At 57.9% G+C, this 13,420-nt stretch carries 7 protein-coding genes and 2 pseudogenes; 8 read left to right on the forward strand and 1 reads right to left on the reverse strand.

The window, feature by feature from the left end:
• From ACAX43_RS31570 to ACAX43_RS31600, 7 genes and pseudogenes are all read left to right on the forward strand, one after another.
• Positions 1-425, forward strand: a pseudogene (locus tag ACAX43_RS31570) (hypothetical protein); the annotation flags it as partial.
• Positions 422-760, forward strand: coding sequence for an IS66 family insertion sequence element accessory protein TnpB (tnpB, locus tag ACAX43_RS31575; protein WP_011488195.1), 339 nt, complete (start codon positions 422-424; stop codon positions 758-760). The pseudogene ACAX43_RS31570 and the gene tnpB, both read left to right, overlap by 4 nt.
• Positions 761-823: 63 nt before the next feature.
• Complete coding sequence (locus ACAX43_RS31580; protein WP_370712266.1) at positions 824-2,404, forward strand: IS66 family transposase; 1,581 nt, start codon at positions 824-826, stop codon at positions 2,402-2,404.
• Between the two features lie 398 nt (positions 2,405-2,802).
• Positions 2,803-5,550 carry an NB-ARC domain-containing protein gene (locus ACAX43_RS31585; protein WP_370712267.1) on the forward strand — a complete coding sequence of 916 codons (2,748 nt, stop codon included), beginning with the start codon at positions 2,803-2,805 and terminating at the stop codon, positions 5,548-5,550.
• Positions 5,551-6,362: 812 nt separating this feature from the next.
• The gene (locus ACAX43_RS31590; RefSeq protein ID WP_370712268.1) at positions 6,363-9,119 is read left to right on the forward strand and encodes a transposase family protein; all 2,757 of its coding nucleotides are present in this window, start codon (positions 6,363-6,365) and stop codon (positions 9,117-9,119) included.
• Positions 9,120-9,145: 26 nt separating this feature from the next.
• Positions 9,146-10,252, forward strand: coding sequence for a hypothetical protein (locus ACAX43_RS31595; RefSeq protein ID WP_370712269.1), 1,107 nt, complete (start codon positions 9,146-9,148; stop codon positions 10,250-10,252).
• Positions 10,227-10,685: pseudogene (locus ACAX43_RS31600) on the forward strand (TniQ family protein); the annotation flags it as partial. The gene ACAX43_RS31595 and the pseudogene ACAX43_RS31600, both read left to right, overlap by 26 nt.
• Before the next feature lie 404 nt (positions 10,686-11,089).
• On the opposite strand, the gene ACAX43_RS31605 reads toward ACAX43_RS31600, so the two are convergent.
• Complete coding sequence (locus tag ACAX43_RS31605) at positions 11,090-11,449, reverse strand: hypothetical protein (protein ID WP_370712322.1); 360 nt, start codon at positions 11,447-11,449, stop codon at positions 11,090-11,092.
• Between the two features lie 623 nt (positions 11,450-12,072).
• Between ACAX43_RS31605 and ACAX43_RS31610 the strand changes: the two genes are divergently transcribed.
• On the forward strand, positions 12,073-13,374 hold the full coding sequence (locus ACAX43_RS31610; protein ID WP_370712270.1) for an IS701 family transposase: 1,302 nt from the start codon (positions 12,073-12,075) through the stop codon (positions 13,372-13,374).
• Positions 13,375-13,420: the final 46 nt, after the last annotated feature.

Here is a 13,420-nt window from a genome sequence, read left to right on the forward strand (position 1 = left end):
AGCGGATGCCGATATCAGCGATCTGTTGCCGTTCAACGTTGCCAAGCCGCGCGACGTATTGGTTCCTGCATGATCTAGCCCTACGCGCCGGCTCATTGTGGTGTGCGTTAATTCGCGCTTACGCTTGCCAAGGCCCCGGGGTGTCGCTCGCGGCCATCGCATTGCACCACAAGCTGAACGCGAATCTGCTGCGACGTTGGGTAGAGCAGGCCGAAAGGAACGATTGCGTGCTGGTGGCGCGTGGCGACATATCAGCACCATCAGTAGCGGCACCGGCGTTCGTTCCGCTTCCTCTGGAGACGCGGACCGCGCGTGCGGCTGAGATCCGCGTGGAAGTTCGTCGCGCGGACCAGTCGATTACGGTTAGCTGGCCGACATCAGAGGCGGCGCAATGCGCCGCCTGGCTGCGGGAGTGGCTCGCGTGATCCGCATTGATGAAGTGTGGCTGGCAGTCGAGCCGCTGGATATGCGTGCGGGCTTCGACACCGCACTGGCGCGTGTGGTCAAGGTGTTCGGCGCTGCGCATCCGCACCATGCTTACCTCTTTGCCAACCGGCGGGCCAATCGCCTGAAGGTGCTGGTTCACGACGGAATCGGAATATGGCTGGCAGCGCGACGTTTGAACGAGGGACAGTTCGCCTGGCCTCACGCTGGCAGCGAGCCGAAGCAACATGCACTCACGCAGGAACAGCTCGCCGCTCTGGTGGTGGGCTTGCCGTGGCAGCGCATCGGCCCGAATGGTGTGATCCGCGTCGTATGAGGCCAACAGGGACGTAAACAGTTGCGCTTCCACGGTGCCTGGGGTTCTGGCAGACTGGTTTGCATGACCCTGCCCGCCGACCTCAACGCCCTTAGCCCGGAACAGTCACGCGCCCTTGCCGCGCAGCTGATTGCCCAGGTGCAGGACAGGGACCGGGAGATTGGGGAGAAGACGCGGGAGGTCGAAGAGAACGAACGCGAACTGCATTACCGGCAGACGCGTATCGAGCAGTTAAGCCACGAGATATCCATCCTCAAACGCCAGCAGTTTGGCCGGCGTAGCGAACAGTTCACCAGCGAGCAGATGAGCCTGCTGGACGAAGCAATCGACGCCGATCTGGCCGCCATCGAACTGGAGCTCGAGCAGCTTCAGCCACAAGCGCCCGCCGACCGGTCAACCCAGCAACCGAAGCGCACATCGCTGCCAGCGCAACTGCCGCGCACGGAGATCCACCACGAACCGGACAGCATCCTGTGTCACTGTGGCTGCGAGCGCGTGCGAATCGGTGAGGACATAAGCGAGAAGCTGGACTACACGCCCGGTGTCTTTGCAGTAGAGCGACATATCCGTGGCAAGTGGGTGTGCAAGAACTGTGAAACGCTGATTCAGGCGCCGGTGCCCGCACACGTCATCGACAAGGGTATCCCGACTACGGGACTGCTGGCCTCGGTGCTGGTCGCCAAATATGCGGATCACCTTCCGCTGTATCGTCAGGAACAGATCTTTGCGCGGGCGGGTCTGGCGATACCGCGATCGACATTGGGTGCGTGGGTTGGCACGTGCGGCGCACAGTTGCAGCCACTGGTCGACGCGCTCCATCAGGAACTCCTGCAGCAGGGCGTGCTGCACGCGGATGAGACACCGGTGCAGATGCTCAGTCCCGGTAAAGGGAAGACACACCGGGCGTACCTGTGGGCGTATACACCCACGCACTTCAACGAGCTTCGCGCTGTGGTCTACGACTTCGCCGTCAGCCGTGCAGGCGAACATGCCCGTGCGTTCCTCGCTGACTGGCAGGGCAAACTGGTGTGCGACGATTACGGCGGCTACAAGGCTGGCTTCCAGCAGGGCATCACTGAAATCGGATGCGCTGCGCACGCACGGCGCAAGTTCTTCGACCTGCATGCCAATCACAGCAGTCAGGTTGCCGGACAGGCCATGCCATTCTTCGCTGCGCTTTACGATATCGAGCGCGACGCTGCAGTGCTCGATGCAGAGGAACGGCGCAAACTGCGGCAGAGCCGGGCCAAACCATTGTGCGACGCACTTTACGAATGGATGGTGGCGCAGCGCAAGCTGGTTTCGGAAGGTTCAGCGATTGCAAAAGCGCTGGATTACAGTCTCAAGCGTTGGGAGGCGCTCACGCGTTATCTCGACGACGGACACGTGCCAATAGATAACAACTGGGTAGAAAACCAGATCCGTCCATGGGCCATCGGGAGGGCCAACTGGTTATTTGCCGGCTCGCTACGGGCGGGTCAACGCGCTGCCGCCATCATGAGCCTGATAAGGTCGGCACAACTTAACGGCCATGACCCGCACGCCTATCTGAAGGACATCCTCACGCGGCTTCCTATCCACAAGGCCAGCGACATCTCGGCATTGCTGCCGCATCGCTGGCAACCAACGGGGATCGTCGACTAACCCGACCCGTCAAGATGGGTTTGCTGCGCGCTTACCCTTAGCCGCCACGGTGTGCGGACGTGGGTTGATAGCAATGTTGAAGGTTAAAAAAACAGATCCACCGTTTTCCGCGGTTCTTGCGAGACGATAAGTCTTTCCAGCAGCGCACAGTTGAGCTTCCGGATACTCGCTGTATGATATTGACGTCACAGCGAGGCAAAAAGAATGGCGCTCGAAGCTACCTATAACTTTCTGACCTATTCCAAGAAAGCCCGGCAGGACCGTCCGGCGGGATTGGGCGCTGAATCGAATATTTGGTCATATTTGTCTCAACTACTTGACCTTGTTGATGCTCAATTGCCCAAAGTTCTGCCTCACGAACCACGCAAGATCCCAACTAGCGACCACAAGAGTTCGCCATGAATCCAAAACGGCGCACGGCGCAAATTCAGATCCTGGCTCAAGGGATCACCCGTATCGGCCCTGAGTTCGAGCGGTTTGGCACCGTGTTCATGGACGCTCTGCTGGAAGTGCCGATGACGCACGCGGGCACCAATCTCTTGGGCTACCCCGTTCCAGGCGTAGTCGATTCTCTCAGTGAAGACGAGGCCACCGCGGTCGAGTACTCTGATCGTGCGGACTATTTCGACGGCGAAATGAAGAAGGCTGAGGACGATTTGGCCAAGGTCTTAGGCGACAAACCTAAAGCTACAGAAATTTTCTTACTGTCCGGAACGCAGCGACGGCCCCAGAAGGCCGACACATTCCTTAAGGCTGTGACGGGGCGCCCCCAGATGCGGGGTAGGACGCTCCATCTTTGGGGCAGCGAGGAGATCGCCGCCAAAATCATCGACCATTTGATTGTCAGTGACGCGGTGGTACGGAGGCTTTCCCATTACCTGCCCGATCTCCAGCGACTTTGGGAAGAGGAGGCAGCGAGCGCTCTTACGCCGGGTCCCGAGCCCGCCAGCCTATTACGCCCGGATGTGGACTGTGAGCTGTCCAGGCGCCTTGCCATCACGCCTGTAGTTGCCATCGCGGGTATGGCTGGGCTTGGAAAATCGCACGCTGCAGCTGCTTTTGCAGAGAAGCACAGTGACGACTATGATTTGGTCGTGTGGCTTAAGGCCGGGGAATGTAAGCGGGTCGAAGATCTCAAGTCGCTGCCGCTGATCCGGGCAGGCGAAACACGCAACATAACCGCGCTCCTCAAAACCAGGGCTTGTCTGCTAGTGATTGACGACGCTGATCCGGGTCTTACAAGCAGTCAGCTCTCGACGCTGTGCGGGCCGGGATCGCACATTATTCTCACTCAGCGCCAGCGCAGCGCTCAAGCCTACGACCTGCCTCTCCTTGCCGAAAGCGAAGCGTGGACCATCTTAGAGCAAGCCGGCACGCCGTGTCCTGAAGACATCTTTCGCACCATTTGGTCGACCGTCGGCGGCCACCCCTTGAGCCTCAATCTGCTCCGAGCGACCGTCCAGCAACACAATGCTAACTGGCCTGAAATTGCGCTCGACTGTCGCGTGGTGGGTGAGCTTCCTGACGACGAAGGGCAGCGGTTGGCCGACCGAATGCTGGCGCGACTGCGTCCGATGCTGCAGCGGGAGCTTTCCGTTTTTCAATGGGCGGCGCTTGCGGCGGTCAACCAAGATTTTCTTGTTGAAGTGCTCGCACCCGTAGGGGTGCGAAAGCTGCGGGACGCCGGCCTGACCGCAACTGACCGTTCCGGCACCGTGCGTTTACATGACATTGTCTTCGCATCCGTTCAGGGTGAGATTTGGTGCGACGAGGCGCGGGACGCCGAGCTTACCGATGCTCTGGAAATGTACCTGACCAAGATCGCAGGCACAGTAGGACTGCAGTTTTGGACCATCGCCCGCAGTCTGAAATCCAAGCTTGAAAACCTGGTTTCCTCCGGTGATCGACGTACCGCGTTTCTCTACGCGCTTCTGTGCGTGTGGGAAACAACCGAAATTCGTAGAGTCCTCGTGGGCGATCCGCTGGTAGACGTCAAGTTGCTGGTGGGACAAAAACGTGACGAACTCGCCGTCATCGCCGTCATCGAGGCGGTCGAGCAGTTGTACTTGCTCGATAAGCTTGACGGAGACGAGGTCGCCCGGCAACGTCTGGACGAGCGCATGCCAACGTTTGACGTCATGGCGGAGCTCACCGACCTGACTGATCTCGAACGTGTTCAGATCCAGCACCACAAGGGGAAGGCGCTAAAGCGGCTGCGCCGAGCGTCCGAAGCGGCGGCTTTGTTCGAGGCCGTACTCGCCGGTCCTTGCCGCTTGGACGAGGCGCGCTTGCAACTGATCGACATCTACCGGAGCAACCCCGAAAAATCATCTGAGACGATCGCCTTGGTCGATGGGATCTTCGAAAAGTTCGCTGATAACCACGAGCTGGCCTTCTCGGTATTGCTGGGTGTTATCGAGCGACTTCCCGCCGGACACGGAAATTGGCGGAACGACATCATCGCCCGACATGCCGGGACGATCGAGAGGGCGATCGTGGAGGCGGCTAATCTTGGCGTAGGTCAGGCGTTCAGTGCTTTTGCGCCTCTCGGACGCTTCTTGTCCGGCGAAAACCCCGCTCTTTTTTCCACCATCCTCCGCCAGCTGCCTGAGCCTGGCGTCGAGAGCCTCGACAGCGATGGTGATCGATTCGCTTGGGCAGAGATTTACGCTGAAGCGGCCAAGCTTCCCGGCAGCGATCGCGACCGGCTTCGCGCCAAAGCCCTAACCCTTTACGAGGCCCTAACCAAACCCGTTGCCTTCCGCCTGCAAAGGCAAGCCGAGTTGCTAATTGATATGGGGCGCCCCGGCGACGGCGAGGCAATGCTGAACAAGCAAGAACGCTTGGCCGAAAGCGAGTGGCTGCAGCGACTGATGGCGCGCGCCCGGTTGGCCCAAGGGGATGCGCAAGGTGCCCTGAGCTGGATCGAATCAGCGCTCAAACGATTGACGGCGGAGCACTTTCGCAGCGAGTTCCTGGAATTGCGCTACGACATTCGAACTGCTCTGGGCGAGGCCAATGCTGACGCAGACTTGCTCGCGGCGCGCGCGGTCAGCCAGAAGGTCGCCGAAGCCGCCAGGCTAGACGAGCGGATTCGCACGGCTGGCCTATTGGTCGCCCAGCGGCCCGACGCGACTTCGACCTGAACCAGATCGCGGAGAAGGGCGGCGGTTTCGCCCTGCGTCCCGCTAAACCGTGTCCTGGGTGTACAAACCCGCCGAGCGCGCATACATTGTCTCCGTCGCGCTCTCGTTTTGACCCCATGATAGCGATCTCGGGTCCAAATCTCGCAAACTCATAAAAAAATTTTCTGCGCAATTTCCCCGCGAGAAAAATTTCCTACAAGCTGCCCGGTTGCCACCGGCCATACACGCTGTATCAGAAATGCGATCAGTCGTATTTGATTAAAAAGTGGGAGAAACCCTCCCCGTGTGGCGTAAATTAATATGGAAAACTAAATAAATAATTCCTGCGAGATTTGGTAGCGAATCCTTTATCGATCCCTGTTATCCAAAGCGCCTTGGCCGGTAGATGCAGCAGGCTTGTTTTGGCTGTACGGACGATTGGCGCGCCTTGACTGTTGTCCTTCAGCGGTTAAGGTAAAGCTAGTGCACGTTCGTCTGTGCGCCTGACGATGCAGTAATCGTCGCCAACGGATGGAGCCCGCCTCGGAGATGGACAGCAGAAAACACCGCGGTGCCGACGGAGAAGAGCGGCCTGCGTGCTGCAAATCAAGATTTTCTTATCAGTGTGCGCGATCTCTTATTTTTGGAGTACCAGAGTTCGTCTGCCTTCCGGCACATCCGTGGCTTGCTACGATGCGGCGCCAGGCCAAATGTTGCGCCGTTTGCGTGGGGCTGTGGGCCCTGCGAACGTTGAGTGCTGCTGATCGAACCTGTCGTGATCGGGCGGCGCTGCTCTAACTGTTCAAGTTTGCCGGAAGGCGTCGGGATGACGGATGGTGAATCGAATCAGTGCTGACGCGCTCGACGCGCTGCTCCAACGCCTGTGTGTGACTAAGCAGGGGATGGAGATGGTTCATGCGATCCGGGAGGGGGCGCCCCTGGAGCCCAAACCACGGGTGCGCGCCGGGCGCATTCGGGGCGAACACGTCAGTCCCCTGATGGGTTTTGCGGTCCGGCTAAACGACGTCACACTGCAGTCAGCGCTGCTACACGAGCTGGACGATCCGCAGGCGGCATGTCTCGAATACTATAGTTGGCCAACGGAAATTGGCGGTATCCGGTACGGAGTCAGCCATGGGACCCGTACACAGGTCGACGTCATCAGACCATTTTTATTAAAGATAACTGATCAATGGTGCGGATTCGTCGATGTGTTACCGACGTCGATGATGAAAAAGAGTGCGATGAACGGTAGTATGCTTTACGAGGAGTTGGATGAGGGGCATTGGACCTGTCCTGCCGTGGCAGAGCGTTTGTCACAGTACGGCCTCCGTTACGAGATACTGACGGAGAAACATTTTGGCCCGTGGTATTTGTTGAACATGGGGTTGCTCAACCCCTATCATCAGCCTGACTACAAGATTCGAGATCCCGCAGCGTGCACGGTGGTCATGGCGATGGTAAAGGATAGGGGATACATGACTCGGCGCGAACTGATCGAGCGACAACTGATCAGCCCGGGTGATCTAAACTGTCTGATCGTCACCCGTCGCGTGTTCTTCCCGCTGCAGTCGCAGGATGTGACTGACATGCGCTCGTCTGCAGTGTACAGGGACGCCACTGCGTATGACGTCTTCAAGGCGGCCAAGGCCGCGAGCGATGGATTTCTATCGCTCGATACGGTGGCCAAAGAGCCATCGCTCGACACGACGCCCAACCCCGAGCCAGATTTCATTCAATTGGTGTCGCCCGAAGCGTACGATCACGCCCGGCACAAGCTTGCCACGCTTTCTGAGCCAATCTCATACTGGTGGCCCGGAAGCGGTCCCGCGAGGGAGGGCAAGCTCATACCTCCCTCGACGAAAGCGCTCTGGCGGTCACGGGCGGAGTCGGGGAGGCTGCTGTACGACAATGCGGTATATGGGCTGATTCCCCTATGGCACGAGCGTGGTAGCAGGGCCAAGAGGTTTCCAGAAAGCGAGCGGCTCTGGGATCATGTTTTCCTGAAATATCGCCTTAAGAAACGATGGAGTATTCGTGCCACGCACGGTATGTTCAGCACGTTGGCGCAACGTCTCGGTCTCCCGTTTTTTTCAGAGAGGACCGCCAAAGTGCGCGACAAGGAATGCGACCGGAGTGTCTTCGTCCACTTCCGGGACGGTAGCGCAGCTCGTTACGCCATTGCAGGATTCGCTCCGCCCGGTACAGCAAATCGCCTTTATCAGGTTGGCGTGCCGCTCTTTCTCGCGCATATTGACCACACGCCCTTGGGGATCCGAATCGAGAATTCGGCCAATGGTCGACGTATCAAGTGTCAGGTGTGGCTCACCGTGATGATCGACGCAGCGACTGGCAGGAAGCTCGCGTGGACGATTTCGTTTGGCGTGCCGAGTGCTGCAGCGGTCACAGCGGTTTTGTTCGAATGTATCGACAGGCACGGGTGCTTGCCGCGATTCATCGTGGTCGACAATGCTCCTGAGTTTGATTCCATCGTTATGCACCGCATCCTGCAGGAGGCCGAGTCCCATCTTTTATGGCGCCCTGCTTACCATCCCAGATATGGTGGCCCGGTCGAGGCTGCCAACCACAAGATCACGGTCCAGGTATTGCAGATGCTGGCGGGCAACACAGTTGCGGTGAAGAGCCTGTATGACTATTCTCGGACCTTTATTGCGCGTAGTCCGGAACTGATGACCCTCACGCAATTGAATGCTTACCTCAAGGGTGTGTTCGATGAGGTGGAAATGGAAGTGGGATCTGCGCGGACAGGAGACGAATCCATAAAGGACTACGAAGCGCGAATCGCAACGGAAGTTGGTGTCGAACACCGAAAATCCATCGCACTTACCCTCGCATTCCGACGCCTTTGCATGCCACGTGCTTCGAATGAGGGGCGGCGGACGGTTCGGGACGAAGGTTACGTAGTGGTGAACAATCTGGCTTATTTCTCGGAAGACCTGAAGCGATTCCGAGGCCAGACGGTACATGTTTACCCCGATCTCATCCATCCTGGTCTTGTTTACATCTATGTGAGCAAGGACGTTGGGTGGATAGATGGGAAAAGTATTTTTACAGATTTTTTTGCTCTTTATTCGAGGCGCGAGCTGCTTGGCGTTCTCGCTGAACTCAAGCTTGGGAGACTGCGGGGCGTCCGGGACCCTGCCTTCATCGCGAGAGCGCTCGCAGAAAAACTTCTGGAACTGGAGCGCGATCCTGCGCGTTGCGATTACCTTGCCCGGCAGATGGACAGCCTGATGAACCGCGCACCGTCTCTCCTTAAGACTGAGCCAGATTCTGGGAGTTACTTCAATGCGCCGCCCAATGTCAGAGCGGATGCAATGGCCGGCGCAACCGCCGACACAATTGCCGAGGAATGCGAAGTACCTCCATGCACCGCCGAACGGGTCGTGAGCACCGAAGCTGCTATGGTTGGGGATGCTGGGGATGCCGCCTCGCAGGCAAAGGGCGGGGCGCCCGACGCCGAAGTCGTCGACGCCGCCACTGGCGACTCTCGTACTGATGTGCCTGACGGGGGAACAAACGATGAGGACTTCGAAATCGCCGTACGTCCAGCCAGGCTATCTTTCTAGCGTCAACCACCATCAGGAGGCATCTCATGGCAAAAATCGATTATGGAGCGATGGTGCAGCAGTTAGACCTTACACCAGCGCATGTGAGCGAAGCAATCGACGACCTTAACGCGTGGATCTGTCTGCACACCCGATTTGTCTCAATGCAGCAAATTATCATGAACGCCATCTCGGGGCGATCCCGGGACCTGCTGATTGTCGTCATTGGCCCTGCCCGCGTCGGAAAAACAACCTTGTTTGAATCGATAGCTGGGATGACCGATGCGCTGGCGCAGCAGGCGGGAAAGCAGAGGGGATGTTTCAGATTTTCAGTGCCTCCTCCCGACGCACGAGGCCGGTTCAATTGGACTGCTGCAATCACCGAAGCGTATGTGTCAAGCAATGAGATACTGCCATTTAACAAGATCGTGTATGGCGAAATTACCGAGGGCGCACCCCGACGCGTTCCGGTGAATCCTTCAGGCGCAGCAGCGGAGGAGGCGCTGTGGCAGAGTTTCGTCAAAAACATTCAACTGGAGCGTCTCGTCACCATCGTCGATGAGGGTAATACGATCCCTGTGACGCTGTCGCAGCTTCAAGTTGGGCGTGCCATTCACGCGCTGAAGTACATCGTCGCTCAGACAAGGCAGCCACTCATAATTGGTGGAACGTCCGCCATCAGGCATATCGTCGAGCATGACACGCAGCTAAAAGTACGCACCAAGGTTCTGATGCAAGATGCCTACGGAGACAGTAAAGCTGACGAAGCAAGCTTCCGGGTCTTCATCGAAGAAATGGAAAAGCGGCTTGGTCCGAAGTACTGCAAACCCCTCTGCCTCTCGGCACACTCAGCGGAAATTCGTCGAGGTGTGGACGGTCGGTGTGGCTTGGCGGTTCGACTCACGACTGATGCTCTAAGCCAGCACGGGGGAAAGCGCCAGTTGGATTGGGCACTTTACAAGAGCAATCTCGATCAATTTTCGCAAGCTGCGGCAGACGACCTCGCGATGGAGCGACGCGTGACCGGCAGACTCATCGTTGCTGCCGCGGAGGCAGCCATCACTAAAAGGACACCGGTATCTGGAAATGGCAAAAGAAGTGGCCGTGTAGGGACCACAAAAAATACCAATGCGCGCAATCACCCCTACGAGTAACTCTGGCCTGGTCGAACCATTGGGCGTTGGCACCGGTCTCGTCGAGGCATCGTCGTCTCTCTGGAAACGTGCGGCTGAGCGCGTGTCTGTCAGTTTCTCGGACCTGACGAGGTGGGCGTTTGACGGGCGGCAAGCACCACCCGACCATGCGCGCAGCGTCACCGCTCAACGCCTGCGCGAGAGTCATTTTCCCGGGCTCGATGGACTAGGCGGCCTTTCAAATTTGTATCTCGATCCGCTGAGAAGCCTGGTCGCGTCAGGTCGCATCGAGGCGTGCACGCTTCTTCCGTTTGCTGGGCTTTTGTCTGAGAGGAGCCTGCTGCGTCAATACCGAGCTTGGTGTCCCCTGTGTCTCTCTTCAATGCTGTCTGGGCCATGTGTGTACGAGCCTCTGTTATGGCGCCTACAGGCCGTCAAGGTGTGTCCGGTACACCGGGTCGACCTGTTTGAATCTTGCCACGTGTGCATGGCGCCGCGACAACGCGTACTTGGGTCTTTTGCCCGGGTGGGGTGTTGTAACCGGTGCGGCGCGTGGCTGGGAGCGAAGGGAGCAGCTCGTCGCTTTCCGAGTGCTGACGCGTGCGATGTCAGGGTGTCAAGCGCGATCATGAGCTTGCTGGCACGGACTGCCAAGTTCGATGGTCACGGGCATAACGGGTACTCAACCTTGCGCAAGTTGGTGACGGTAAGTGAGGTGCGTGATCTGTTGATCTCGAAGTTTGACATTTCGCCTCTAAGAATCGAGGCCTACGGGCGCGCACCGTCGTTGCCTCAACTGTCGGTCTTGGCAACGGTCGCTGCTATTTCGCGTCAACCGCTTCATCGAGTGATTTTGGGTCAGGTCGAGTCCTGGAGGAGTAGCCGCAGCGCCAGTTCGCGAATAAAGGTGTGGACGGGAAGTTCACGACGAGACTGGGAGTCAATTGGGCCTAAGTTTGAAAAGCTTGCTATGGACCCGACATGCACCAACCTGGAAAAATGTTGCAAGCTGATTAACATAGACCAGGCTTCGGCACATAGGCATTTTCCGGATTCCGTCTCTCGAATCGTCCAGAGAGGAAAGACGTTCAGGTTGGAAAGGGCGGCGACGCGCAAACAGGCCCAGTTGGCCAAAATGCGCAACGCGTTCAGGACGCTCATCGCTGCTGGTGTGTACCCGTCATTTGCGAAAATGGCCAGAATTTCTGGGGTCGACACTAGACACCTTGATGGAAGCTGCGTCAAAGACATGCTCGCTGAAGAGTGGCGTCTAGTTGAAGGGCAGACCCATTGGAGACGTCAACGCCCTAAAAATCCGAAAGTTAATCGGGATAGTGCGAAATTGAATATTGGCTAACTATAGAGGACTGAAAAAAATAGAAGAGTCGGCGTGGTGAGCACGCCATCAGGATTCCGATTTTTTTATGCGCACGACGCGTCCACTTGGACAGCATCCAGATGTGTTGGCAATGAGCCTCAATCGTTCCACGTATAGTCTCGAGTTGTGTGTTCGAGAAGGAATCCAGATATCTCTCCGTCCTAGCAATCACTCAAGAAACGCTTGTGAGAACTGCAGAGTTCACACGTTTTTATTGATAGCGAGGTGGCATCGGGGGGCGTCGAGGTGACCACGACAGTGGTCGCCGGGGATTGGAGGAAGTTTTTTCCGGACATTGAAATTGGTAGAACTATTCGTTTCTGGGCGACGCGTCAGCACGTCGTTTCCCTGTGGTTAGTATACTTAATGTCACTTAATCTTACTGTGTCATAAATTAAGAAATTGCGATATTGCTGCGTTTGCCTGAAAATAATAAGGATACCTAGGCATAAGGCGATAAGCAATGAACGCACAAACGCGGTTTGAGCAGTACATTGAGCATCTGGCTGGCGGCCTGGGTCATGCGGATCGCCACTCTGGACTGAAGGCCTACTGCACAGGCCTGATGCTGCCGTTGACCCGCAAGAGCGTCGAGCCGATGGCCGCCAGTGTGGATCCGCTTCACGCCAGCGCGCGGCATCAGGCACTGCACCACTTTGTTGCCAAGGCCGACTGGTCGGACGACGAGTTACTTAGCCGGGTGAGCCAGTGGGTCGTGCCCCGGATGGATTTTTCCGGCGGCGGCTTCTGGATCGTGGACGACACGGGATTTCCAAAGAAGGGCCGCCATTCGGTAGGCGTTGCGCGTCAGTATTGCGGGGTGCTGGGCAAACAGGATAATTGCCAAATTGCGGTCAGTGTGTCACTGGCTTGTGAGCAGGCCAGCATTCCGGTTGCGTGGCAGCTCTACGTGCCGCGTGAATGGGCAGAGGACAATGAGCGGCGCGAGAAAGCCGGCATTCCCGCACAGATCGGGTTTGAGACGAAGGTGCAGATTGCATTGCGACAAATTGAGGCTCTGCTGGCTGCCGGTGGGCCCCGGCATTGCGTACTGGCCGATGCAGGCTATGGAATAGATAACGCTTTCCGGCAACATCTGGACGATCTGGGATTGTCTTATGTGGTCGGCATCACATCGGCTCTCGTGGTCTGGCCACCGGGCGTCAAACCATTACCGCCCAAACCGTATGGCGGCATGGGCCGCCCGCCTGTGGTACCGCGCCGTACACGCGCCCGACAGCCGGTGAACGTGAAGGACCTGGCGCATTCACTGCCTGCTACTGCCTTTACCACGCTCAGCTGGCGGGAGGGTTCGAACGAAACACTCAGCGGGCGTTTCGCTGCGGTGCGTGTGCGTCACGCGGGCGGCAATACCGGCAAGGCGCGGCTGCGCCCCGAGCAGTGGCTGCTCATTGAGTGGCCCGCCAGCGATGCTGACCCACTGAAATACTATCTCTCCAACCTGCCAGCCGATACTGCGCTCGAGCAGCTCGTGGCGCACGCGCACATGCGCTGGCGCATCGAGCGGGACTACCAGGATCTGAAGCAGGAATTGGGGCTTGGACACTACGAAGGTCGAGGATGGCGTGGGTTTCATCACCACGCAGCGCTGGCCATCGCGGCCTACGGATTTCTGCTCTCAGAGCGCCTCGCTACCGGAACCCCGGTCAGCGCCAAAAAAAACTTCGCAGCACGCCAGACACCTGCAGTTCCCGACGATTACATTGCGCGGGGAAGTCCGGCGCGCACAGCGCCACACGGTTGACTCGATTGCTACCATTCGCTACGAACTTACGGTCCGGCTTGTCGCC

Origin of the sequence: Paraburkholderia sp. IW21 (assembly GCF_041321145.1) — a bacterium.
GTDB lineage: Bacteria > Pseudomonadota > Gammaproteobacteria > Burkholderiales > Burkholderiaceae > Paraburkholderia.